The sequence below is a fragment of the Haemophilus parainfluenzae genome (assembly GCF_003252795.1).
Classification (GTDB): domain Bacteria; phylum Pseudomonadota; class Gammaproteobacteria; order Enterobacterales; family Pasteurellaceae; genus Haemophilus_D; species Haemophilus_D parainfluenzae_K.
The window spans coordinates 40,505-65,357 of record NZ_QEPQ01000001.1; the positions used below are offsets into that span (position 1 = coordinate 40,505).

General features: G+C 38.9%; 24 protein-coding genes and 1 riboswitch. Of the genes, 11 read left to right on the plus strand and 13 right to left on the minus strand.

Annotated features, from left to right (window positions below; all coding sequences use genetic code 11):
- Window positions 1-5: 5 nt before the first annotated feature.
- From trpCF to DPV81_RS00235, 6 genes are all read right to left on the minus strand, one after another.
- Complete coding sequence (gene trpCF / locus DPV81_RS00210; RefSeq protein WP_165818943.1) at window positions 6-1,442, minus strand: bifunctional indole-3-glycerol-phosphate synthase TrpC/phosphoribosylanthranilate isomerase TrpF; 1,437 nt, start codon at window positions 1,440-1,442, stop codon at window positions 6-8.
- A 41-nt stretch (window positions 1,443-1,483) separates the two neighbouring features.
- Window positions 1,484-2,485 (minus strand): anthranilate phosphoribosyltransferase, encoded by a 1,002-nt coding sequence (trpD, locus tag DPV81_RS00215; RefSeq protein WP_111386056.1) that lies wholly within the window; start codon window positions 2,483-2,485, stop codon window positions 1,484-1,486.
- Between the two features lie 11 nt (window positions 2,486-2,496).
- Complete coding sequence (locus DPV81_RS00220; RefSeq protein WP_049365458.1) at window positions 2,497-2,883, minus strand: tautomerase family protein; 387 nt, start codon at window positions 2,881-2,883, stop codon at window positions 2,497-2,499.
- Window positions 2,884-2,894: 11 nt separating this feature from the next.
- Window positions 2,895-3,479: an aminodeoxychorismate/anthranilate synthase component II gene (locus DPV81_RS00225; RefSeq protein ID WP_111386058.1), complete on the minus strand. Its 585-nt coding sequence runs from the start codon at window positions 3,477-3,479 to the stop codon at window positions 2,895-2,897.
- A 12-nt stretch (window positions 3,480-3,491) separates the two neighbouring features.
- The gene (trpE, locus tag DPV81_RS00230) at window positions 3,492-5,042 is read right to left on the minus strand and encodes an anthranilate synthase component I (RefSeq protein WP_111386060.1); all 1,551 of its coding nucleotides are present in this window, start codon (window positions 5,040-5,042) and stop codon (window positions 3,492-3,494) included.
- Between the two features lie 199 nt (window positions 5,043-5,241).
- Window positions 5,242-5,823, minus strand: a complete 582-nt coding sequence (locus tag DPV81_RS00235; protein WP_111386062.1) for an FMN-dependent NADH-azoreductase — start codon at window positions 5,821-5,823, stop codon at window positions 5,242-5,244.
- A 260-nt stretch (window positions 5,824-6,083) separates the two neighbouring features.
- Between DPV81_RS00235 and thrS the strand changes: the two genes are divergently transcribed.
- The 5 genes from thrS (at window position 6,084) to rplT (ending at window position 10,462) form a co-directional block, all read left to right on the plus strand.
- Window positions 6,084-8,015 (plus strand): threonine--tRNA ligase, encoded by a 1,932-nt coding sequence (gene thrS, locus DPV81_RS00240; protein ID WP_111386063.1) that lies wholly within the window; start codon window positions 6,084-6,086, stop codon window positions 8,013-8,015.
- A gap of 127 nt (window positions 8,016-8,142) precedes the next feature.
- On the plus strand, window positions 8,143-8,961 hold the full coding sequence (locus DPV81_RS00245) for a D-hexose-6-phosphate mutarotase (RefSeq protein WP_111386065.1): 819 nt from the start codon (window positions 8,143-8,145) through the stop codon (window positions 8,959-8,961).
- A gap of 143 nt (window positions 8,962-9,104) precedes the next feature.
- Complete coding sequence (gene infC / locus DPV81_RS00250; protein ID WP_080351268.1) at window positions 9,105-9,647, plus strand: translation initiation factor IF-3; 543 nt, start codon at window positions 9,105-9,107, stop codon at window positions 9,645-9,647.
- A gap of 198 nt (window positions 9,648-9,845) precedes the next feature.
- On the plus strand, window positions 9,846-10,043 hold the full coding sequence (gene rpmI / locus DPV81_RS00255) for a 50S ribosomal protein L35 (protein WP_005596065.1): 198 nt from the start codon (window positions 9,846-9,848) through the stop codon (window positions 10,041-10,043).
- 65 nt (window positions 10,044-10,108) lie between these two features.
- A complete protein-coding gene (rplT, locus tag DPV81_RS00260; protein WP_005596075.1) occupies window positions 10,109-10,462 on the plus strand; it encodes a 50S ribosomal protein L20 in 354 nt (117 codons plus the stop codon).
- Between the two features lie 244 nt (window positions 10,463-10,706).
- Here rplT and dxs read toward each other — a convergent pair whose 3' ends face one another.
- From dxs to xseB, 3 genes are all read right to left on the minus strand, one after another.
- On the minus strand, window positions 10,707-12,560 hold the full coding sequence (gene dxs, locus DPV81_RS00265; RefSeq protein WP_111386066.1) for a 1-deoxy-D-xylulose-5-phosphate synthase: 1,854 nt from the start codon (window positions 12,558-12,560) through the stop codon (window positions 10,707-10,709).
- Between the two features lie 69 nt (window positions 12,561-12,629).
- Window positions 12,630-13,523, minus strand: coding sequence for a (2E,6E)-farnesyl diphosphate synthase (gene ispA, locus DPV81_RS00270; RefSeq protein ID WP_111386068.1), 894 nt, complete (start codon window positions 13,521-13,523; stop codon window positions 12,630-12,632).
- Between the two features lie 3 nt (window positions 13,524-13,526).
- Window positions 13,527-13,769 (minus strand): exodeoxyribonuclease VII small subunit, encoded by a 243-nt coding sequence (xseB, locus tag DPV81_RS00275; protein WP_005696153.1) that lies wholly within the window; start codon window positions 13,767-13,769, stop codon window positions 13,527-13,529.
- A gap of 167 nt (window positions 13,770-13,936) precedes the next feature.
- Between xseB and thiI the strand changes: the two genes are divergently transcribed.
- Window positions 13,937-15,388: a tRNA uracil 4-sulfurtransferase ThiI gene (thiI, locus tag DPV81_RS00280; protein ID WP_111386069.1), complete on the plus strand. Its 1,452-nt coding sequence runs from the start codon at window positions 13,937-13,939 to the stop codon at window positions 15,386-15,388.
- 33 nt (window positions 15,389-15,421) lie between these two features.
- Here the strand turns inward: thiI and DPV81_RS00285 are convergent, their stop codons facing one another.
- Window positions 15,422-16,366, minus strand: a complete 945-nt coding sequence (locus DPV81_RS00285) for a gluconeogenesis factor YvcK family protein (RefSeq protein WP_111386071.1) — start codon at window positions 16,364-16,366, stop codon at window positions 15,422-15,424.
- Between the two features lie 157 nt (window positions 16,367-16,523).
- Window positions 16,524-16,665: riboswitch (molybdenum cofactor riboswitch) on the plus strand.
- Here DPV81_RS00285 and moaA point away from each other — a divergent pair.
- From moaA to DPV81_RS00310, 5 genes are all read left to right on the plus strand, one after another.
- Window positions 16,654-17,667: a GTP 3',8-cyclase MoaA gene (gene moaA / locus DPV81_RS00290; protein ID WP_005696149.1), complete on the plus strand. Its 1,014-nt coding sequence runs from the start codon at window positions 16,654-16,656 to the stop codon at window positions 17,665-17,667. Its footprint overlaps the riboswitch before it by 12 nt.
- Window positions 17,668-17,754: 87 nt before the next feature.
- On the plus strand, window positions 17,755-18,237 hold the full coding sequence (moaC, locus tag DPV81_RS00295; RefSeq protein ID WP_009499888.1) for a cyclic pyranopterin monophosphate synthase MoaC: 483 nt from the start codon (window positions 17,755-17,757) through the stop codon (window positions 18,235-18,237).
- Window position 18,238: 1 nt separating this feature from the next.
- Window positions 18,239-18,484: a molybdopterin synthase sulfur carrier subunit gene (moaD, locus tag DPV81_RS00300; RefSeq protein ID WP_009499890.1), complete on the plus strand. Its 246-nt coding sequence runs from the start codon at window positions 18,239-18,241 to the stop codon at window positions 18,482-18,484.
- The gene (gene moaE / locus DPV81_RS00305) at window positions 18,485-18,937 is read left to right on the plus strand and encodes a molybdopterin synthase catalytic subunit MoaE (protein ID WP_005631888.1); all 453 of its coding nucleotides are present in this window, start codon (window positions 18,485-18,487) and stop codon (window positions 18,935-18,937) included.
- Between the two features lie 322 nt (window positions 18,938-19,259).
- Window positions 19,260-21,677 carry a YadA-like family protein gene (locus tag DPV81_RS00310; protein WP_111386073.1) on the plus strand — a complete coding sequence of 806 codons (2,418 nt, stop codon included), beginning with the start codon at window positions 19,260-19,262 and terminating at the stop codon, window positions 21,675-21,677.
- A gap of 101 nt (window positions 21,678-21,778) precedes the next feature.
- Here the strand turns inward: DPV81_RS00310 and DPV81_RS00315 are convergent, their stop codons facing one another.
- The 3 genes from DPV81_RS00315 to purE form a co-directional block, all read right to left on the minus strand.
- A complete protein-coding gene (locus DPV81_RS00315) occupies window positions 21,779-22,969 on the minus strand; it encodes an amino acid aminotransferase (protein ID WP_111386075.1) in 1,191 nt (396 codons plus the stop codon).
- A 138-nt stretch (window positions 22,970-23,107) separates the two neighbouring features.
- Window positions 23,108-24,196 carry a 5-(carboxyamino)imidazole ribonucleotide synthase gene (gene purK / locus DPV81_RS00320; RefSeq protein ID WP_111386076.1) on the minus strand — a complete coding sequence of 363 codons (1,089 nt, stop codon included), beginning with the start codon at window positions 24,194-24,196 and terminating at the stop codon, window positions 23,108-23,110.
- A 70-nt stretch (window positions 24,197-24,266) separates the two neighbouring features.
- The gene (gene purE, locus DPV81_RS00325; protein ID WP_049365474.1) at window positions 24,267-24,761 is read right to left on the minus strand and encodes a 5-(carboxyamino)imidazole ribonucleotide mutase; all 495 of its coding nucleotides are present in this window, start codon (window positions 24,759-24,761) and stop codon (window positions 24,267-24,269) included.
- Between the last annotated feature and the right edge of the window lie 92 nt (window positions 24,762-24,853).

Sequence of the window (24,853 nt, forward strand, 5' to 3'; positions counted from 1 at the left end):
TCGGATTAATTTGATAAAATCTTATTAAAAACTGACCGCACTTTTTCGCTGTCTTTTACGCCTGCGGTAGTTTCTACACCAGAATTGAGATCAACCCCTAAGCAACCTTGCTTAATGGCTTGTTCAATATTGTCAGGCGAAATGCCACCAGCCAAAATAATTTTGTGTTTCAAGTTTTCAGGAATGAGTGACCAATTAAAGGTTTTTCCTGTGCCACCTTGCTGATTAGCGGATTGGCTATCGAAAATATAGCGAGCGATATTTAAATCATCAATAAAATCAACCGCACTTTGTGCCTCAGTACTCACCGAAATAGCTTTCCAAATTTGTATTTCTTCAGGTAGTTGATGGCGAAGTGCAGTAATAAATTCAGTGGTTTCTGAACCGTGTAGCTGAATGGCATAAAGCTGCAATTGTTTAGCGATTTTTACAATAAAATCAGTTTCTTGATTCTGGAATACTCCAACAAAACGAAGTGGTGATGCTGTCACTAATTCTTGGGCTTGACGCAGGCTTACACAGCGTTTTGAATGTTCGGCGAAAATTAAGCCGCCGTATAATGCTCCGTTTGCGTAAACCTCTTTGACATCTTGCGTGCGAGTTAAACCGCATACTTTATTTTCTCCAAAAATCACTTCACGCACAGCATTATTTAAATCAGCACTGCCCATTAGGCTGCTGCCGATTAAAAAGCCATGTGCCACTTTTTGCAAATCACGAATTTGACTGTGATTATAAATCCCTGATTCGCTGATAATACGTGCATCAGCAGGAATGCGATCGGCATATTTTTGTGTAAGTTCTACCACGCGGTTTAAATCAACAGTGAGATCGTGAAGATTACGATTGTTGACACCGATAATTTTTGCACCTAATGCAAGGGCTCGCTCAAACTCTTCTTCGTTGCTGGTTTCCGTCAATACGCCCATGCCAAGAGAATGCGCCAGATCAGCTAGTACGCGATAGGTTTCATCATTCACCACTGAAAGCATCAATAAAATAGCATCAGCTTGATAGTGGCGCGCAAGATAAACCTGATATTCGCTGATCATAAAATCTTTGCACAATATAGGTTGTGAGACAACGTCACGTACTTGCGGCAAATAGTCAAATTTACCTTGGAAGTATTTTTCATCCGTTAGTACAGAAACAGCTGATGCATAATGTTTATACACATTGGCGATTTCATCTAAATTAAATTCATTACGAATTAATCCTTTAGAAGGGGAAGCTTTTTTACATTCCAAAATATAAGCGGGCTTTTGATGTGTGCCTTTAGCCAACGCATCATAAAAAGAGCGGTCAGATTTTTGAATGTTTTCTTTAAATTGTGAAAGCGGAAATTCAGCTTCCTTTGCTTTAACCCATTGTGCTTTGTCTAAGACGATTTTTTGCAGTACCGTCGCAGAGTCAATTGGTTTGGTGAAATCTTGCATGATCATAATATTTCTTTTTATTGTGGCTTATCAAATCAGCCTTTATCTTAATATCTTGTTAAATGTTGTAATGTATCAAACGCTTTGCCTGATGCAAGATGAGCCAATACATTTTGAACATTTTGTTTTAAGTCATCATGACCAAATAATTTCAACAATAATGCCACATTCGCCGCTACCGCATTAGCGTGTTCAGCTTTACCTTTACCTTGCAAAAGTGCGGTCAGATACTGGGCATTTTCTTGCGGTTCGCCACCACGTAAACTTTCTAAAGATTGTGTTTTTAAACCAAAATCTTCAGGTGTTAAGGTGAAGTAGTCAATTTTGCCATTTTTAATTTCTGCCACTTGGGTTTCGCCGTGTACAGCGACTTCATCAAGACCTGCACCATGCACAACAAAAGTATGTTGATGACCTAATGCAACAGCAGTTTCGGCATAGGTTTTCACTAATTCAGGGGCATACACGCCAAGTAAATGATAAGTTGGGCGAGCTGGATTGATTAATGGACCTAAAATATTAAAAAGAGTACGTGTTTTTAATGCCGCACGAACAGGGGCAACATGTTTAAATCCACTGTGATATTGTTGAGCAAATAAGAAACATACTCCAATATCATCAAGTGCTTGACGAGCTTGTTCTGGCGTAACGTTGACATTCACACCGAGTGCGGTTAATACATCACTGGCACCTGATTTGCTTGATACACTGCGGTTACCGTGTTTGGCTACTTTGGCACCCATAGAGGCTGCAACAATCGCACTCGCCGTAGAGATATTAATCGTGTTTTGACCATCACCGCCAGTACCCACGATATCCGCAAAAGGGTAGTTAGGGCGAGGGAATGATTTGGCATTTTGCAAAGACGCAGATACCGCACCACTTAATTCATCAATAGTGGCACCACGTACTTTTAACGCAATCAGCATGGCAGCGATTTGTTCGTTATTCAGTTCGCCTTGCATAATAGCATTAAAAATGACCGCACTTTCTTCTTTGTTAAGTGTTTTTCCGTTGTAAAGTTGTTCTAATAATTGAGCCGTTTGCATAATCTCGTCCCTTATACGTAAATATCGTAATCTAAATCGCGTGCTTCATCGCCTGTCATACCACGGAACCCCCAGCAGTGCGCAGGTTGTTCTTTAATCGTAATTTCAACGTTGTGAGATTTAATCCCAATTTTGTATTCGAGTTCGCTGAAGAGCATTTTGATTAAACGTTTTTTTGTACCTTCCATACGACCTTGCATGAGGTTAATCTCAATAACGGTATAATCATCGTTACGATCGATAGGATAAAGGAAATTTTCTTTATCTAAACATAAAAAACGAATTGCATGCTTTCCACGGGGAATGTCTAAACCAAGGTTTAAACAGTTATAAATTACTTCAGCAATATCTTGACGACGAGGCGCAAGCACTTCTTTTAATCCATATACGGTAATCATTTTTTTCTTCCTTAATCTCTGTTTAATAACCATTCCACAGATTGTTGTAATAATTTCGAACCTTGCACAGTAAGGATGCTTTCTGGATGGAATTGGAAAGCACAAATTGGCAGGGTTTTATGACGAATAGACATCACAATACCATTGTAATCGGCATTGACAATAAATTCGTCAGGCAGATTTTTACCCATTAAAGAGTGATAACGCGCCACAGGCATTGGGTTGGCAATATCTTTAAACATAGCTTGGTTATCGTGTTGAATGCGCGATACTTTACCATGTAATACTTCGCCTGCATGTACAACCTCTCCACCAAAGGCTTGAATAAGCGCTTGATGACCCAAGCAAATCCCGATAATTGGCACATCATTTTTTAAACGTTCAATGAGCGGGAGTAAGATGCCCGCTTCTGCCGGAGTACCAGGCCCTGGTGAGAGCGCAAGAATCGTATCCGGTGTATTTAATGCTTCTTGCACCACTTGTTCTAAATTGGTGTCATTACGATAAATTTTTACGTTATGCCCAAGCACACGGAATTGATCCACTAAGTTATAAGTGAATGAATCGAAATTATCTAAAAAGAGAATATTAGCCATAATTTATCGTCCTTATTTTGCTTGGGTATTGATTTGTTTGATTGCTTTAAGCACCGCCGCTGCTTTATGGCGAGTTTCATCCGCTTCCATTTGTGGATCAGAATCCAATACTTCGCCACAACCCGCTTGAATATGGGCAATGCCATTTTGTACAAAAGCAGAACGAATCACGATACAGGTATCAAAACGGCCGTCAGATGTAAGATAACCGACTGCACCACCGTAGCTATGACGTTTTTGCTGTTCAAATTGATAAATTAACTGCATGGCTTTAATTTTAGGCGCACCAGTTAACGTCCCCATATTCATACAAGCTTGATAAGCGTGTAAGGCATCAAGTTCAGGACGAAGTTTACCCACCACGCGAGAAACCAAATGCATGATGTGCGAATAGCGATCCACTTGCATTAATTCGGCGACTTTACGTGTACCGCTTTGGCAAACACGAGCAATGTCATTACGCGCTAAATCCACCAACATTAAATGTTCAGCTTGCTCTTTATGATCAAGACGTAATTCTAATTCCAAGCGTGCATCCAATTCTGGGTCAATATTACCATGCGCATCAAAACCACGTGGGCGAGAACCTGCAATTGGGTAAATTTCTAATTGGCGATTATCCGGTGCATATTTCAACGCACTTTCTGGTGATGCGCCGAATAAAATGAACTCCTCATCGTTCATGTAGAACATATAAGGACTTGGATTGTTAAGTTTTAATTGTGCGTAGCTCGCAAGCGTATTCGGGCAAGCTAATGAAAAACGGCGGGATGGCACGATTTGGAACACATCACCAATATTAATATGATGTTTTAACGCTTTAACGATACCTGTAAATTCAGGATCTTCAAAGTTGGTGCTGACCTCATCACTTGCCGCTTTAATGGAAAGTACGCCATCAATATTTTTTAATTTTTGTGCAATAGAAAGTGCTGTTTTCGCGACTTCCACTTGTTCTTCTTGACTAAAACAGAAGCTTTTTAAGGTAGCTTGTTGGCTTTGATGATCGATGGTAATTAAGTTTTCTGCGAGATAGAAACTGTAATCCGGGCAGTGAATACCATCATCTTTTAATTCAACACCTTGCATTGGAATAAAATTTGCCACCAAGTCATAAGCAAATAAACCACCTAAAAAGACAGGCGTGCTGCTATGTTGATAATGGTTAGAAATGACACGAAGTCCATCAAAAATGGTTGCAGCTTGTAATTTACTGTCTTCATCTAATTGATTATCGAGCGGTGCAAATTGCACAGAAAATTCATCATCAAAATTGACCGCACTTACAGTACCGAGTTGGCTTAATACGGGATGAATTTCTTTTAACACTTGTTTACCGTTCGCATTTAGCGCTCTAAATGTCACTTGATTGCCTAAGCAAGTAATTTTAACGGCCGCATTAATTAGAATAAGACTTTGTAAGCTATTTTTGCTACCAATTTCTGCAGAGTCGAGAAGAAGAGAATTTGAGTTCTGTTGGCAAAGCGTATTAAAAATTGCGGTAGTGTCGGCATGATAGGGAACCGGTTGAGAGGTCACCGCAATAAAAGGGGTATTTTTCATAATCAATCCTGTATTCTGAACTTTTGCACTATTAAACTAGTACATGGTGCATAAGTCAAGAAAATAATCAAAAAATTGGCGTAATTTTACAATATTTTTTTAATTTTTAACCAACAAGATTAGAAATAGAGATTTTCAATCAGAAAAAAAAGCCATTTCGAGGTATATCTCAAAATGGCTTATCTGGGGATTTTATTGATTAGAGAGATGCAACGATCTCATCAATTTTATTTCTTGCTGAACGTTGTGCTTTTTCAATCGCTTCAGCACCTAATCCGATACCTTTTGCATAAGAAAACTGAACATCGGTAATACCAACAAAACCTAAAATCGCTTTTAAGTAATTTGTCACATTATTGTTTTCATCATACATGCCACCAAAGCTCGCTAATACAATCGCTTTTTTGCCTTGAAGTAAACCTTCAGGGCCATTTGCGGTGTATTGGAAAGTTACACGAGGGCGAGCGATAAAATCAAAATAGGATTTAAGTTGTGTTGGGATGCCTAAATTATACATAGGTGCACCAATTACAATGATATCCGCAGCCTTTAATTCTGCGACTAATTCATCTGATAGCGCTAAAAGTGCATTTTCTTCTGTTGTTTTAGGTTCGCCACGTACTGCTGTTGCAGCTGTTGCATCAAAATGGGGAAGGGGTTGCGCTGCCAAATCACGTACTACAATGTTGTGGCCTTTTAATTTTTCAATGGTGTAATCGGCTAATTTATTGCTTTGAGAGTTATCTGCAAGGATGCTGGATTTTAATACTAATACGTTCATAGAGTTTCCTTTAATTTGTGTCTATCAAAAGTGCGGTCATTTTATCGGAAATTTTGAATAGATAAAGTCTCTATCAGGAAAATCATTGTTTACTCATTGGAAAGAATTCACCGAGATATTAACAAGTGTGGTGGAAAGTGCTAAAATTCTCCGCCGCACTTGGTTTGCTCAATAGTGGGAGTGAATGAAAGTGCGGTTTGTTTTTAATTATTATTTGCATGTTGCCTTTCGTATGGGCGACCACTGTATAAGGAAAAATTATGCCTATTATTACTTTACCGGACGGTTCTAAACGTGAATTTGATCGTCCAGTTTCTGTGTTAGAAGTGGCTCAAGATATCGGAGCTGGTCTTGCCAAAGCAACCATTGCGGGTCGTGTAAACGGCGTACGTCATGATGCCTGTGACATCATTAATGAAGATGCCAACCTTGAAATTATTACAGCAAAAGATGAAGACGGTTTAGAAATTATTCGTCACTCTTGCGCACACTTGCTTGGTCACGCCATCAAACAATTATTCCCAGATGTCAAAATGGCAATTGGTCCAACGATTGAAAATGGCTTCTATTATGACGTGGATCTAGACCGTTCTTTAACGCAAGAAGACATTGATGCTATTGAAAAACGTATGCTTGAATTGGCGAAAACCAATTATGACGTAATTAAAACTCCGGTAAGCTGGCAAGAAGCAAGAGATACTTTTGAAAAACGCGGTGAGCCATACAAAATGGCTATCTTAGATGAAAATATCGAACGTACCGCAACGCCTGCGCTTTATCATCACGAAGAATACATTGATATGTGTCGTGGGCCGCATGTGCCAAATATGCGTTTCTGCCAACACTTCAAATTAATGAAAGTGGCAGGTGCGTACTGGCGTGGTGATAGCAAAAATAAAATGTTACAACGTATCTATGGTACGGCTTGGGCAGATAAAAAACAATTAGCGGAATATTTGACTCGCTTAGAAGAAGCGGCAAAACGTGACCACCGTAAAATCGGTAAAGCGTTAGATTTATATCATATGCAAGAAGAAGCACCGGGTATGGTGTTCTGGCATAACGATGGTTGGACAATTTTCCGTGAATTGGAAACCTTCGTTCGTACTAAATTAAAAGAATACGATTATCAAGAAGTGAAAGGTCCGTTTATGATGGACCGTGTGTTATGGGAAAAAACAGGTCACTGGCAAAACTACGGCGATTTGATGTTTACTACACAATCAGAAAACCGTGAATATGCGATTAAACCAATGAACTGTCCAGGTCACGTTCAAATCTTTAACCAAGGTTTAAAATCTTACCGTGATTTACCAATCCGCATGGCGGAATTTGGTTCTTGTCACCGTAATGAACCATCGGGTTCTTTACACGGTTTAATGCGTGTACGTGGTTTCACTCAAGATGATGCACACATTTTCTGTACTGAAGATCAAATTGAAAGTGAAGTAACTAGCTGTATCAAAATGGTTTACGACATTTACAGCACTTTCGGTTTCCAAAATATTCAGGTGAAATTATCTACTCGTCCTGAAAAACGTATCGGTGCAGATGATATGTGGGATCGCGCAGAAGCGGGTCTAGCAGCAGCATTAGCGCATAACGGTCTTGAATATGAAATTCAAGAAGGTGAAGGCGCATTCTACGGTCCGAAAATTGAGTTTGCATTACGTGACTGTTTAGATCGTGAATGGCAATGCGGTACTATCCAATTAGACTTTGCATTACCTGGTCGTCTAAATGCGTCTTATGTCGCAGAAGACAATGATCGTCGTACACCGGTTATGATTCACCGTGCGATTTTAGGTTCGATTGAACGTTTCATCGGTATTATTACCGAAGAATATGCGGGTTTCTTCCCTGCATGGTTAGCACCAGTTCAAGCGGTTGTGATGAATATTACTGATAGTCAAGCTGACTACGTGCAAAAAGTGGTGAAACAACTCTCTGATGCTGGATTACGTGTTAAAGCAGATTTACGTAATGAAAAAGTCGGCTTCAAGATCCGCGAACACACCTTACGTCGCGTGCCTTATATGCTCGTTTGCGGTGATAAAGAAATCGCAGAAGGCAAAGTGGCTGTACGTACCCGTAAAGGTGCAGATTTAGGTACTTTCACCATTGAAGAATTTGCTGAAATCTTAAAATCCCAAGTAAGACAACGTGAGTTGAAATTGTTGGGTGAAGAGTAATTAATTCTTTAAAATCTTAATTAAAAATGACCGCACTTTTATGTGCGGTTTTTTTATATTCACGGTATAAAAATAAACTCAAATATCTCTTTCTTCTATATAATAGCCTTATCACAAGGAGGCGAATATGACAGCTCAAATTCAGCAATTAACACCAGAATTAACTTTAGAAAATATCAATGAAATTCCTGTTTTAACTTTAAATCACTCTGTCGGTTCAGCTCGAATTGCACTACAAGGGGCGCAGCTATTAAATTGGCAGCCTAAAGGGGCAGAGCAGGATATCTTTTGGTTAAGTGAGATTGAGCCTTTCACACAAGGTGTGGCAATTCGCGGCGGTGTACCGCTTTGTTACCCTTGGTTTGGTGGCGTAAAACAACCTTCACACGGTACAGCGCGTTTACGTTTGTGGCAATTAAGTGACTATGATCTGCAAGCGAATAAAGTGCGGTTAGAATTTTCGCTCTTTTCTGAATATAGTGTGATTGAAGCCAAAATGAAAATGGAATTTACCGGTAAATGCACAATGACTTTAACGCATTTAGGGCAAGAACCTGCTCAAGCGGCATTACACAGTTATTTTAATATTGGTGATATTTCACAAATTGAAGTCCAACATTTACCAAACCATTGTTATGACTCATTACAAGGTAAACATACTGACGTTCCTTCAACACGCAGAATAGAACAAGGCGTCGACTGTATTTATTCACTAGAGGAAGATAAAACATTCTTGGTTGATAAAGCATTTAATCGACGTATTCAAATTACCCATCATCATGCAGATTCAATTGTGCTATGGAATCCTTGGGAAAAAACGCCAAGTGCAATGAAAGCAGATGGATATCGAAATATGGTGTGTATTGAAACTGCGAGATTAGAGAAATTACTTCAATTTGGTGAAAGTATTTCTGCTGAAATTAGTGCTTTACCAGTTGATATTTAAAGGAATAGAAATCCTTGTTGCATAAACGTGGCAAATACTATAAAATTTTGCCCGTTTTTTGTTTGTTTTTATGCAAATGATTTAATAAATCTTCTGTTTGAAGACAGTCGATTTTTTCTTAAATAAATAGAAGGAATAACATTATCAAAACCGTAAAAAAAGCTCCGGCAGCTAACCGCCCGAATCGCATTAACGATGAAATTCGAGTAAAAGAAGTTCGTTTGATTGACCAAGATGGTGAACAAGCGGGGATTGTATCAATTCAGCAAGCCTTAGATATGGCAGAACAAGCAGCGCTTGATTTAGTTGAGATCAGTCCGAATGCCGAACCACCGGTTTGTCGTATTATGAACTACGGCAAGTTCCTCTATGAGAAGAGCAAAACTGCAAAAGAACAGAAGAAAAAACAAAAAGTTGTACAAGTGAAGGAAATTAAATTCCGTCCAGGTACTGACGAAGGTGACTACCAAGTTAAATTACGTAGCTTAATTCGTTTCTTAGAAGATGGCGATAAAGCGAAAATTACCGTACGCTTCCGTGGTCGTGAAATGGCTCACCAAGACATCGGTTTAGACGTGTTAGAACGCGTTAAAAACGATTTGGCTGACATTTCAGTAGTGGAATCTGCACCAGGTAAATTAGAAGGTCGCCAAGCAGTAATGGTGTTAGCACCTAAGAAAAAATAATTTTTTATTTAGATCTAATCTAGATAATCGAATTTTCACTTCGGTGAGAATACAACTGCACATTGGGCAAACTACGCAGCCTAATTGCTTTTGGAGAAGGGCAATTCAATTTGCCATATTGGAATAATTAGTGCCTACAAGTAATCTTCGGATTCGCCTAATTATGTGTTTAACTTAAAATGCGGAGTTATTTTAACAATGCCTAAAATTAAAACAGTACGTGGTGCTGCTAAGCGTTTCAAAAAAACAGCTTCTGGCGGTTTCAAACGTAAACAATCTCACTTACGTCATATTTTGACTAAAAAGACAACTAAACGTAAACGTCATTTACGTCATAAATCAATGGTTGCGAAAGCAGACCAAGTTTTAGTAGTCGCTTGCTTACCATACGCATAAGCCGTTATTTAAGCAAAACGTACGATTAGTTAAATTAGTTAAAATATTACATAGGAGATTAAATAATGGCTCGTGTAAAACGTGGTGTTATTGCAAGAGCACGCCATAAGAAAGTTCTTAAGGCTGCTAAAGGTTATTATGGTGCACGTTCACGCGTGTATCGCGTTGCTTTCCAAGCGGTGATCAAAGCTGGTCAATACGCATATCGTGACCGTCGTCAACGTAAACGTCAATTCCGTCAATTATGGATTGCACGTATCAACGCTGCGGCTCGTCAAAATGGTTTATCTTACAGCAAATTTATCAACGGCTTGAAAAAAGCGTCTGTTGAAATCGACCGTAAGATCCTTGCTGATATCGCTGTATTCGACAAAGTAGCTTTCGCTGCATTAGTTGAAAAAGCAAAATCTGCACTTTAATTTTTTAAAGTTTAGATTCAAAAAATTAGGACGCTGAAAAGCGTCCTTTTTTATTATCTCTAAAAAAGAAAAAACCGCTACTCAAAACTTGAATAGCGGGGAGGTCTTAATTTATAAGAAACTTCAAAAAGATAACTGCAATATGCAGTGCACTAGCAATGTATCAGACTGTGTGTTTTTGAAATAGTTCGATATTTTTGAAAAAATTTTTAAAAATATCAAAATTAAACCAAAATGAACGAATTTAGCCCTTTATAAAGGCAATAATTTGCTCTTCAATCCCTTTTTCATCTAATTTAATTTCAGCAAGTGCTTCTTGTTGTGTGCCTTGCGGAATAAAGATATCAGGTAAACCAAGCTGTAAAAGTGCGGTTGTTTTTCCATGAGAATTTAGCACTTCGGAAACAGCAGAACCTGCACCACCTTGAATTGCATTTTCTTCCAATGTCACAATGACGTCATGGGTATCTGCCATTTCTAGAATACGAGCTTCATCAATTGGTTTCACAAAGCGCATATCAACAACAGTTGCATTGAGTTTTTCAGCCACAGATAAAGCCGCAGGTAAGAGTGTGCCAAAATTCAGAATTGCAATTTTTTCACCCTGACGAACCATTTTTGAACGGCCAATTTCTAATTCTGCAAGTGGAGTTAATTCTACGCCGATTGCATTTCCACGCGGATAACGTACCGCAGCAGGTTTACCGCATTTATAACCAGTGTAAAGCATTTGGCGACATTCGTTTTCATCACTTGGTGTCATGATGATCATATTTGGAATGCAGCGCATAAAACTTAAATCAAAAGCACCTTGGTGAGTTTGCCCATCCGCACCTACAATACCAGCACGATCGATAGCAAAGAGAACTGGCAAGTTTTGAATGGCTACATCATGAATAAGTTGGTCGTAAGCACGTTGTAAGAAGGTAGAATAAATTGCTACAACCGGCTTATAACCGCCAATTGCAAGACCCGCCGCAAAGGTAACAGCATGTTGCTCAGCAATGGCCACATCAAAATATTGTTGCGGGAATCGCTCTGAAAATTCAACCATGCCAGAACCTTCACGCATCGCAGGAGTAATACCCACTAATTTATCGTCTTGTTCTGCCATTTCACATAACCAATCGCCAAAGATTTTTGAATAGGTTGGTTTGGCGTTTGATTTAGGCAGTTGTCCACTAATTGGATCAAATTTTGGCACACCGTGGAAACCAATAGGGTCTTTTTCTGCAGGGGCATAGCCTTTGCCTTTTTTGGTTTTGATATGTAAGAACTGGGGTCCTTTAAGATCACGCATATTGCTTAAAGTAGCAATCAATTCATCAATGTTATGTCCGTCAATTGGTCCAATATAGTTAAAACCAAGCTCTTCAAAGAGTGTGCTTTCTGGAGAGAACATCACACCTTTCATGTGCTCTTCGGTTTTCTTCATAAAGTTTTTAACGGTCGGTACTTTATCTAAGATTTTTTTACTGCCGTCACGAACTGTTGAATATAAGGAACCAGAGAAAATACGCGCAAGGTGATTATTTAATGCCCCCACATTTTCAGAAATCGACATTTCATTATCATTTAAAATGACCAACATATCAGTATGCAAAGAACCCGCATGATTTAAGGCTTCAAATGCCATACCCGCAGTGATTGCACCATCACCAATTACACAAACAGTTTTGCGACCTGCATTTTCACGTTCTGCCGCAACAGCAATCCCTAGTCCTGCACTGATAGAAGTAGAAGAGTGACCAACACTTAATACATCAAATTCACTTTCTTCACGCCAAGGGAAAGGATGAATGCCGCCTTTTTGGCGGATGGTGGACATTTGATCACGACGACCTGTCAAAATTTTATGTGGATAAGCTTGATGGCCCACATCCCAAATTAATTGATCAAAAGGGGTTTTGAAAATGTAGTGTAGTGCAACAGTCAATTCAACAGTACCAAGACCAGAAGCTAAATGACCACTGGTTTGACTAACGGATTCCAACAGATAACTCCGTAACTCCTGACAAAGTTGCGGAAGCTGATCTTTATTTAAAAGACGCAAATCTTCCGGCGAATTAGTTAAGGATAAAAGAGGATAGTTGTTCATATATTCGTTAGTCCTAAAATGTGAAAAAAGTGACCGCACTTTGAGAAATCAAAGTCAGTACTGTCACCATTAACTTTTACGATTGACAATAAATTCAGCTAATGCACGCAATGCAGTAGCATCAAAAGGTAAATTGTCTAATTCATGTAAGGCGGTTTGGTAGAGTTCTTGTGCTTTTTGTTTCGCGCCCTCTAATCCTAACAGCTTTGGATAAGTGCTTTTATCTAAACCTAAATCAGAACCCACTGGTTTGCCGATTTCAGCACTGTCACCTTCAATATCTAAAATGTCATCTTGCACTTGGAACGCCAGACCAATAGCTTGTGAATAACGTTCTAGTTGTTGCTCTAATTCTTTGTTTTCAAAGTGAGGTGAACAGATAAAACCCAGTTTTAATGCGGCTGTTAGCAATGCACCCGTTTTATTGCGATGAATAAGTTCTAATTCGTCTAAATTAACTTGTTTGTGCTCTGAAATTAAATCTAAACTTTGCCCTAAACACATGCCTTGTACGCCAGATGCTTGAGCCAATACTTTCACTAATTGCAATTTTTGTTCTGCGGAAAGAGAAGGGGCTTCGGTAAGAATTTCAAAGGCAAAAGTTTGTAACGCATCGCCTGCTAAAATAGCCGTAGCTTCATCAAAAGCAATATGACAAGTTGGTTGACCACGACGAAGTTCATCGTTGTCCATTGCAGGTAAATCATCATGGATTAAAGAATAAGCGTGAATAGATTCAATGGCTGCTGCCGCGTAATCTAAAGCGGACATTTCTGCGCCCAGCATTTTACCCGTTGCATAGACAAGGAAAGGACGAACGCGTTTGCCGCCTAGCAATAAGCCATATTTCATGGCATCACGCAAAGGGGCATTATAAGAGTCAATTTCTTCAAATTGATTGGCTAAAAACTGATTAATACGATCTTGAACTTGTTTGAGTTCAGTGCCGAATTGATAACTCATGGATTACTCGTCCCCTTGATAATCACTTAATGGGGCGGTTTCGCTTTTTTGTAACAAAATTTGAATACGTTGCTCTGCTTGTTGTAAGCGTTCTTGGCCAAGTTGAGCCAATTTAATGCCATTTTCAAATTCTTTCAGCGCATCTTCCAATGGTAATTCACCGCTTTCAAGTTTTGTCACAATGGTTTCTAATTGTGCAAGTGTTGTTTCAAAATCTGGTTCAGCATTTGCTGGTTTACGCGCCATTAAATTATCCTTTTCAGATGAATAAATTGCTCCGTATTGTACTTGATTTTTATAGGGATGTTAAAAACTTATTTCAAAGTGCGGTCAGTTTTTCGTGAGAATTTGAACTTTGTGGGATCTGGAATTTAGCGTACAATACGGCCATTTTTTATTATTCACAGATTATTATGAAATTTATTGTTAAACTTTTTCCTGAAATTATGATTAAAAGCGAAACCGTGCGTAAGCGTTTCGCGAAAATTTTGACCTCTAATATCCGCAATATTTTACAAAAATATGATGAAGAAACGGCTGTTGTTCGTCATTGGGATTACATCGAAGTGCGGTCAAAAAATGAAGCCAATCGTGAAGAGTTGATTGCGCTTTTACAACGCATTCCGGGTATTCATCATTTTTTAGAAGTGGAAGAAAAACCGTTTACCGATTTACATCATATCTTTGAGTTAACCTTAGCGGATGTTGCTACTCAACTTGAAAACAAAACTTTTTGTGTACGTGTAAAACGCAAAGGAAAACATGATTTTAGTTCCATTGAAGCAGAACGTTATATCGGTGGTGGTTTAAATCAGCATATTGAAAGTGCAAAAGTACGCTTAAAAAATCCTGATGTGACGGTGCGTATTGATATTGAAGATGACAAAATGATGCTGGTGAGAGCTCGTCATGTTGGCCTTGGTGGTTATCCAATTGGGACGCAGGAAGACGTGCTTTCATTGATTTCAGGGGGCTTTGACTCAGGCGTATCCAGTTATATGCTCATTCGCCGTGGTTCACGTGTGCATTATTGTTTCTTCAATTTAGGTGGTGCAGCCCATGAAATTGGCGTGAAACAAATGGCTTACCATATTTGGAATTGCTATAGCTCATCTCATAAAGTCCGCTTTATTGCCATTCCTTTTGAAGGCGTAGTGGGCGAGATTTTAGAGAAAGTCGATAACGGACAAATGGGCGTCGTGTTAAAACGAATGATGGTACGAGCTGCAAGTAAAGTCGCACAACGCTTTGATATTCAAGCCATTGTTACTGGCGAAGCACTCGGACAAGTTTCGAGCCAAACCTTGACCAATTTACGTTTAATTGATGAAGCATCTGATGCGTTAGTATTACGTCCACTCATTACCCATGATAAAGAACAAATTATCGCGATGGCGAAAGAGATCGGCACAGATGATATTGCTAAATCAATGCCGGAATTCTGTGGAGTGATTTCTAAAAATCCAACGATTAAAGCAGTACGTGAAAAAATTCTTGAAGAAGAAAATCACTTTGATTTTGGCGTGTTGGAAAGTGCGGTTGAAAATGCACAATATTTAGATATTCGTCAGATTGCAGAAGAAACGGAGAAAGAAGTGGTGGAAGTGGATACCATTTCAGTGCTTGGTGAAAATGATATTATTTTAGATATTCGCAGCCCAGAAGAGACAGATGAAAATCCATTTGAATCAGATGAGCATCAAGTGATGCAACTGCCGTTTTATAAATTATCTTCACAATTCGGCTCATTAGATCAAAGTAAAAATTATGTGCTTTATTGTGAGCGAGGTGTGATGAGTAAACTGCAAGCACTTTATTTAAAAGAAAATGGTTTCACGAATGTAAGAGTTTTCGGGAAAAAATAAGCAAAAAATGACCGCACTTTAACGTGCGGTTTTTTATTCGTAATCTAATTCACCCACTAATTCATCGATAGCTTTGGCAAGTAATGTTCTGTCATGACGATAGCTGATATCATCTGCATTCAAGCGTTTAGCTAAAATTTTAACAGAAGAAATCGCAGACAAATCGACCGCACTTTTTTCGCGATAAGGTGTAATGACACCATCAATAATGGGTTCGCCAACAATTTCATGAATTTTCTGAATACGATCAGCCAGTGAAAGCTGAGAGGCGGCGCCAATTTCTACCCCTAAATTATCAATAAAAATCACTTTCGCTTTGCTATCACGCAGGGCAGTAGCTAATTCAGGTAGCAATAGCGGAGGCATAATGCTCGTCATAAAACTTCCTGGACCAAGTAAAATGACTTCCGCTTGCTCCAATGCTTGGATGGCTTCTTGTGCAGCTTTAACCATAGGCACTAAGAAAAGTGATTGGGGTAATTCTGTTAAATTATCAATGCTCACTTCACCGACAATACTGGAGCCTGAACCTAAACTCGCGGCAAGATGAACAGGTTCTTCTGACATGGGAATAATGTGAGATTTTACTTTGAGTAATTCACGAATTAAGTTAATGGCTTCAATGGGGCGAATATGCATATCTTCTAAGGCTTTGAGCATTAAATTGCCTAAATTATGCCCAGAAAGTTCACCTTCACCAGTAAAGCGGTATTCAAATAATGCAGATGCCGTGCTTGGCTCAATGATGATTTGGTTTAAGCAATTACGTAGATCGCCCCACGCAATACCACCTTGTTCTTGGCGAATTCGGCCAGTTGAACCGCCGTTATCTGTGGTGGTGACAATACCGGTTAAACGCTCTTTCATAAAACTAAGCGCCGATAATACACGCCCTAATCCATGGCCACCACCAATGGCAACAATATGTTTGATTTCGTCTAAATGTTCATGACGGCTGTGACGAGATAAATCAGACATTTTTCTTCCTTTTTTACCTATAAATAATTATAAAAAATAATGTTATATATTTTTTTATATAAGTTAATGCTGTTATTTTTATCAATATAGTTGGGTTATTTTACCAAATTATTGCTATTAACCGCTTGCTTTTATTACAATATCAACACAATTTATTTTTAACGCATAACTCCGAGCTTGTTTAGCCTAAGTTTCACAAGAAATACGGCGGCAAGCCAATAACGCGGTACGTTATTCAGGGATACGCTGGAAACGGTTTATCCTCTCCATATTTAGAAAGGTGTAAAATGCAATCCATTCCTATTAAAAACGTAGGAGAGTCTCGCTTAGTCGATCCTTTCCAACGCCAATATTACTATCTACGACTGTCGATTACCGATCAGTGTAACTTTCGTTGTACCTATTGTTTACCTGATGGTTATCAACCTGAAGCTAACAAGCCAAGTTTCTTAACCTTAAAAGAAATCACCCACCTTGCTCAAGCGTTTGCTGAAATGGGCACAGAGAAAATCCGTTTAACAGGTGGCGAGCCGACTTTACGCAAAGATTTTATTTCTATTGCTGAAAGCATTGCTAACATTGATGGCATTCGTCAATTAGCTGTCACGACAAATGGCTATCGCATGGCAAAAGATGTGGCTGATTGGAAGAAAGCAGGGATTACGTCTATTAACGTCAGTGTTGATAGCTTAGATCCCAAAATGTTCCATCAAATTACGGGTATCAATAAATTTGATGACGTGATGCGTGGTATCGATCGTGCATTCGAAGTGGGCTACAACAAAGTTAAAGTCAATTCAGTTTTAATGAAAAATTTGAATGACAAAGAGTTTGAGCAATTCCTTGTTTGGGTGAAAGATCGCCCAATTCAAATGCGCTTTATCGAACTCATGCAAACGGGCGAAATGGATAGTTTCTTTGATAAATTCCATCTTTCAGGACAAGTATTAGCGGATAAATTGCTGCAAAATGGTTGGCAATTACAACACAAATCCCATACTGATGGCCCTGCTAAAGTATTTACGCATCCTGATTATGCTGGTGAAATTGGCTTAATTATGCCTTATGAGAAGAATTTCTGCGCAAGCTGTAATCGTCTTAGAGTATCAGCGAAGGGCAAACTTCATCTCTGTTTATTCGGCGAAGAAGGCATTGAATTACGTGATTTATTGCAATCCCATGAACAGCAAGATATTTTGCAAGCCCGTATTTTTGCCGCACTTCAAGGTAAACGTGAACATCATTATTTACATATCGGTGATAGTGGCGTAAGAAACCATTTAGCTTCTATTGGCGGCTAAAAGTAAATAAGTGAATAAACGATTCACTTATTTTGCTTTTGTCACACATGTAAAATATTCAATATTTTAACCGCACTTTATTTTATTATGACTACATTTACGCATATCAATTCTCAAGGCGAAGCCAATATGGTGGATGTTTCTGCAAAGGCAGAGACTGTTCGCGAAGCTCGTGCTGAAGCCATTGTAACCATGTCAAAAGAAACCCTTTCCATGATCGTGGAAGGCAAACATCACAAAGGCGATGTATTTGCTACAGCACGTATTGCAGGTATTCAAGCCGCAAAACGCACTTGGGAGCTTATCCCGCTTTGCCATCCATTGTTACTTTCTAAAGTAGAAGTGAATTTAGAACCGTTACTTGAAACAAACCAAGTTCGTATTCAATCTCTTTGCAAATTAACCGGAAAAACCGGCGTAGAAATGGAAGCATTAACGGCAGCAAGTGTGGCAGCTTTAACTATTTACGATATGTGTAAAGCCGTACAAAAAGACATGGTGATTGAACATGTTCGCCTGTTAGAAAAGAGCGGTGGAAAATCAGGCCATTTTATTGCGGAGGAAAAATAAGATGTTAAATGTTTTATTTTTTGCTCAAACTCGTGAATTAATTGGCGTCGATTCTATTCAGCTTGAAGGCGATTTTGCAACAGCGGAAGCGGTGCGTGAACATCTTGCTCAAAAAGGTGATAGATGGGCGTTAGCGTTAGAAAAAGGGAAGCTTTTAGTCGCTATCAATCAAACTTTGATGCCATTAGAAAGTGCGGTCAAAAATGGGGATGAAATTGCGTTTTTCCCACCGGTAACAGGAGGCTAAATGACGGATATTCAAATTTCAGTACAAGAACAGCCTTTCGATCAAAATGCCGTTTACCAATGGCTTTCTGAGCAACATTCGGTTGGTGCAACAGTTATTTTTGTGGGTAAAGTACGCGATCTTAATTTAGGCGATGAGGTATCTAGCTTATACCTAGAACATTATCCCGCAATGACAGAAAAAGCCTTACGTGAAATTGTAGAACAGGCTAAAGCTCGTTGGGATATTCAGCGAGTGTCAGTGATTCATCGTGTGGGACTTTTACATACCGGAGATGAAATTGTTTTAGTTGGAATTAGTTCTGCTCACCGAGGTGATGCTTACCATGCTAATGAATTTATTATGGACTTTTTAAAATCCAAAGCTCCGTTCTGGAAAAAAGAACAAACTAATCAAGGTGAACGTTGGATTGAAGCAAGAGAAAGCGATAAAGAAGCGTTAGAGAAGTGGTAATTCAATATAAAAAATGGTCATTTTTATGGCCATTTTTACTTTTATTAGCAGAATAAGTATATAATTATACATATACTTTAAGTTATTAATTTATCTTTAATTTACCTTTAATTTATCTTTAATTTATCTTTAATTTATCTTTAATTTATCTTTAATTTATCTTTACATTACATTTAACTTTTCCATAAAAAAACTATTCTTTGTCAGCTTTTGTAAAATCTTGTAAATTATCTGTTAATTGCTGAGTTTCGTATTATACTTATACAGAATCAAGATTTTGTTTTTCTTGACTAGTTATTTTTAGATTATAGGAAACTTTAATATGAATCATGTTTTTAAAATTATTTGGAATAAAGTAAATCAATGCTGGGTTGCTGTTTCAGAACTAAGCAAATCTGTGAGTAAATCATCTCAAACTGACAAACGTAAAGCATTAAATGTAATTATTGGCGCTGCAGTTTTAGCAGGTGCAACCACAAGTGCGATGGCTGAAACCAATGTTGTCGTAAATGACAAAAATACAGTTGTAGGTGGAAAAGATGCTTATGTAGATACAGCTAATGCAGTTGTTTTAGGCACAAATGCGAAAGTTGAGAATGGTGGAAGCAATAATATTGCGATTGGTAACGAAGCTTATTCAAGCAATCAACAAACTATTGCTATTGGTGATAAAGCTAAGGGCTGGGGCTCAGGCGGTATTGCAATTGGTGCAGGCAGTGATGCTCCAAGACTAGGTACGGCAGTTGGTTATGGTGCAAAAGCAAGTGTTGCAGGGTGGGCTACTGCTATCGGTAATGAAGCAAATGCAAGTGGCCGTGGCGCGATCGCTATGGGTAATGGCGCAAAATCATCAGGAAATGATGCTATTGCTTTAGGCTTTATAGCTAATGCGAGTGGAGAAAATGCAGTTACTATTGGTGTACGTTCAGTTGCAAGTGGCCAAGCTTCTGCTGCTTATGGTATTCAAGCTCAGGCGACAGCCGAGCGCTCAATTGCTTTAGGGGTTGTATCTAAGGCAACAGGTGGTAATAGTATTGCATTAGGCCAGTCTTCAAAAGCTCTTAACCATCATGCACTGGCAATTGGCTCTATTGCTGTTGCTCAAGGTTATTCTGCAACTGCTTTGGGGGATATGGCTCATGCTGATGGGCATGAGTCAGCAGCTTTAGGATATTCAGCTCATGCAACTGGTAATTCATCTGTTGCGATTGGTGATTCGGCAAACTCGAGTCAAACAGGAGCTGTAGCTATTGGACTTAGATCAAAATCATCTGCAGAAAATGCCCTCGCTCTAGGAAGGGAGGGTAATGCTTCAGGAGTGAGCTCAATCGCGATTGGTGAAAGCACCAAAGCTGAGGGTTATAATTCTATTGCGATGGGTAGAAATTCTAAAGCAAGTGAAACTAACTCTGCAGCTATTTTAGGAAATGCGACTGGTACAAGCAGTATTGCTATTGGTGGTAATGCGACTGCAGCAAATTCTGTTGCATTAGGTTCTGATTCCACTAATACTCATGAAGATTCAGTTGCTCTAGGCTCAAGTTCTGCAGGGGCAAAAAATGTATTTGATGATACTGCAACAAAATTACAATCTTTTAATGATGATGCAAGTTCAAAAACAATTAATTATAACGGCACCTCTTCATATAAAACGATAATTGATTTTGATTTTGGTGATTCTTTCACTAAAGAATCAACCGGTGCAGTATCTGTCGGTGATGGCTCTCTTGTTCGCCAAATCCAAAATGTGGGTGCAGGTCGAATTACTGCTGATTCAAATGATGCGGTAAATGGTAGTCAGTTATATCAAGCATATTACAATGCAGGCTTTAACATTCAAAACAATGGTAAAGAAACATCACGTATTAATACCCATGGCAAAGTAAATTTTGTGGATGGTGAAAATACTAAAGTCGTTGTAAAAGATGGTGAGAATGCAGCAGAAATTAAAGTGAATGCAAAAGACACGTCAGCATCAGTTGAAGCAGGTTCTGATGCAATTACTGTAACAGTAGGTGGAGAAACGACCAAAAAAGATGGTCTTTCTGTTACCACAGTAACCAATTACAAAGTGGATCTTTCACAAAAAACTAAAGATGAAATTAAAAACGCAGCAGGTCGTGGATTTAACGTGACTGCAAGTGCATCTGAAGGTACTGTTGTAAATGAAGTGACAGAAGAAACGGTTCAATCTACTGCAACAAAAATGGATAAATTGACACTTGATGCGGGTAAAAATATTAAATTAACCCACAAAAAAGGCAAAGTGTTAAGTGTTGCAGTATCTGATACACCGACATTTAAAAATGTGACAACAACGGGTGATCTTAACGTTGGCGGTACTGTCCATGCACACGGTGGATTGGATGTTCATAATAATCGTATTGTGAATGTGGCCGATCCTAAAGACCCAACTGATGCAGTAAATAAACGTTATGTTGATAATGCAGTGAAAAACATTAATAACAACATCAATCGTTTAGACAACAAAATTGATCACGTTGATCGTCGTTTACGTGCAGGTATCGCAGGTGCGACAGCGATTTCTTTCTTACAACGTCCAAATGAAGCAGGTAAAAGCTTAGTTTCTGTTGGTGTTGGTGGTTATCGCAATGAAAATGCAATAGCGGTTGGTTATGGTCGAAATTCTGATAACAACAAAATTTCGATTAAAGTTGGTGCAAGTATCAATACCCGCAGTGATGTGAACTGGGGCGGAAGTATCGGTTACCAATGGTAATTGTTTGATAAAAAGGCAGAGTAAAATCTGCCTTTTCTTTTTGATATGTAGAGATGAAAAAAAGTGCGGTCAAATTTAACCGCACTTTTTATTTTTATTGATTAAAGCACTTTTACAATGCTTTCACATAAATAACGAACATTGTCTTCAGTGATACCAGCTACGTTGATACGACCAGAACGAACCGCGTAAATCGCAAATTCATCTTTTAAACGATCCACTTGTTCAGGTGACAAGCCGCTGAAAGAGAACATACCGTTTTGTTCCATGATAAAGCTAAAATCTTGTTCTGCACCGTATTCTTTTAATAATTGAACGAATAAATGACGCATTTTTTTGATGCGTTCACGCATTTCAGTTAATTCATTTTCCCATTCTTGACGAAGTTGTGGATCATTTAACACTGTTGCTACGGTCGCCCCACCGTGAGATGCAGGGTTAGAGTAGAGTGTACGAATAATTGATTTCACCTGTGTTAATGCAGTTGAAGCAATTTCTGCATTTTCTGCCACAAGGGTAAAGGCACCGACACGCTCATTGTATAAACCAAAGTTTTTAGAGAATGAACTCGCCACTAATAATTCTTTATGATTTGCCGCAAAAGCACGTAAACCGTAAGCATCTTGCTCTAAGCCATTGGCTAAACCTTGATAAGCAAAGTCAAAGAGTGGTAACCAGCCATTTTTTGCTGAAAGCGCAGCTAATTCTTGCCATTGTTCAGGAGTTGGGTCAATACCGGTTGGATTGTGGCAGCAACCGTGTAAAAGCACGACATCGCCTTCGCTTGCTTGGCTTAAATCTTCAAGTAAATGTTCCCAGTCAAGGGCTTTGCGTTCAGCATCATAATAACGATATTCACGAATTGTCATGCCTACCGCATTGAAAATGGCATTGTGGTTTGGCCATGTTGGCGTACTAATCCACACATTTTGAGCTTTGGTTTGGCGTTTGATGAACTCCGCAGCAATACGTAATGCACCTGTACCGCCTAAGCTTTGTACCGTTCTTGCTCGATTTGCTTTAATAACTTCTGAATCTTTACCGAAAAGGAGTTCTTTTGTACGTTCGTTATAATCTGCAATACCATCGATAGTCAGATAGTTTTTCGTTTTTTCGTTATCAAATAAGCGTTTTTCGGCTTCTTTTACCGCACGCATAATCGGCGTTGTACCTTGTGCATCTTTATAAACGCCAATACCTAAATTGATTTTATTTTCACGTGTTTCAGATTTGAATGCTTCGCCTAAGCCTAAGATAGGATCGGCCGGAGCCGCTTTGATATGTTCAAACATAGCTTTTCCTTATGTATGTGTTGTGAGATAAATAATCTTATACTTCAGTCGATGGATTTTATCAAGAAGAACCTAATAAAAATCAACCGCACTTTGATGTTTTTAGATATTCATCAAAAAGTGCGGTTGTTTTTTTAATTATTTTAATTTTTCAATCGCCCAATTTAAACCAGATTGATAGTCTTCAGGGAGTTCGTGACGAAGTTTTTCAAGCTGTTGAATAATGATCATTTTATCAGGATGTGTAATATTGATATGACCTAATTTTCTACCTGGACGAACTTCTTTACCATACCAATGTAACTGGGAGAAAGGCGTGTTCAACCATTGTGGATTATGCTCTGTACCAATCAAATTGACCATGACACTTGGTGCAATGGGTTGTAATGACGATGTAGGTAAATCTAATAAAGCACGTAGATGCAATTCAAATTGACTAATGGCACAACCTAGTTGCGTCCAATGTCCACTGTTATGCACACGAGGGGCGAGCTCATTAATTAATAATTTATCGCCCACCACAAAGCATTCCATCGCCATTACACCCAAATATTCAAGCTTGTCCATGATTTTTCCGAGCATAGATTCAGCCTGAGTTTGTTGGCTTTGTTGTTGAGGGAATGAAATATCTGTCACACTGTAACGTAAAATGCCATTTTGCTGTAGGTTATGTGTCACCGGATAGAAACGTTTTTCGCCATTTTTAAATCTTGCGCCTACGATAGACACTTCATAATCAAAAGGAATGAATTTTTCTGCGATAACTTCACCGAATAAATCGTCCGTAATGTCACTTTGATTATTTTCCATAATAATCCATTGGCCGCGACCGTCATAACCACCTGTGCGGCGTTTTACCACGACTTTTTCGCCCACGTTTTTAAATACTTCGGGCCATTGCGTTTTATCTTTTAATAAACACCATGGTGAGGTAGAGAGATTGAGTTCATCCAGTAAAGATTTTTGGGTAAAACGATCGGCTAATAAGCCAAAAACATTCTGATTAACGAAATTTTTATGATGACCTAATAATTCAGTTAACGGTGTTTTTTCCCAACGTTCAATTTCCGCGGTAATGATGGCATCTTTAGGTAAATCAAATACGGGCGCATTGAATTCAAGCGGTTGAACGTGAATATCTAAAGGGGCGCCTGCATAACGTAACATTCTGCCGAGTTGACCATTACCAAGCACATAAACGGTAGGATAGAGGGTAGAGTTTTGCATAAAATTTCTCATCAAATCTAGCTAAAAAAACAACCGCACTTTAAAAAGTGCGGTCAAATTTAAAGGTGTTTTATGTACGTGGATCAGGATTATCCAATACCATATTAGTTTGATTTTCGCGGAATACTTGTAGGCGAGCAAATAACGCATCATCCCAACCGGCAAGAATTTGTGCGGCGAGTAATCCTGCATTAGCAGCACCAGCAGGGCCAATTGCTAACGTACCAACAGGAATGCCTTTAGGCATTTGTACGATAGAATAAAGGCTATCAACACCGCTTAACATAGAGCTTTTAACAGGGACACCCAATACGGGCACAAGCGTTTTGGCCGCAATCATACCAGGTAAATGTGCTGCACCACCTGCACCTGCAATAATCACTTTGTAACCGTTTTTTTGTGCATTTTCGGCAAATTCAAACAGTTTGTCGGGGGTTCGATGTGCGGAAACGACTTCAACATGATATGCCACATTGAGTTCATCTAAAATTTGAGTTGCTTCTTGCATGGTTGCCCAATCGCTTTTAGAGCCCATAACAATAGCAATTTGTGCGGTATTTGACATATTTTTAAAAAATTATCTGATAAAAAACGATGCGTAGAATAGCATATTTGCCCACTTTTAAGCAATCGTTTGCTATGCGGTAAAGACTGAAA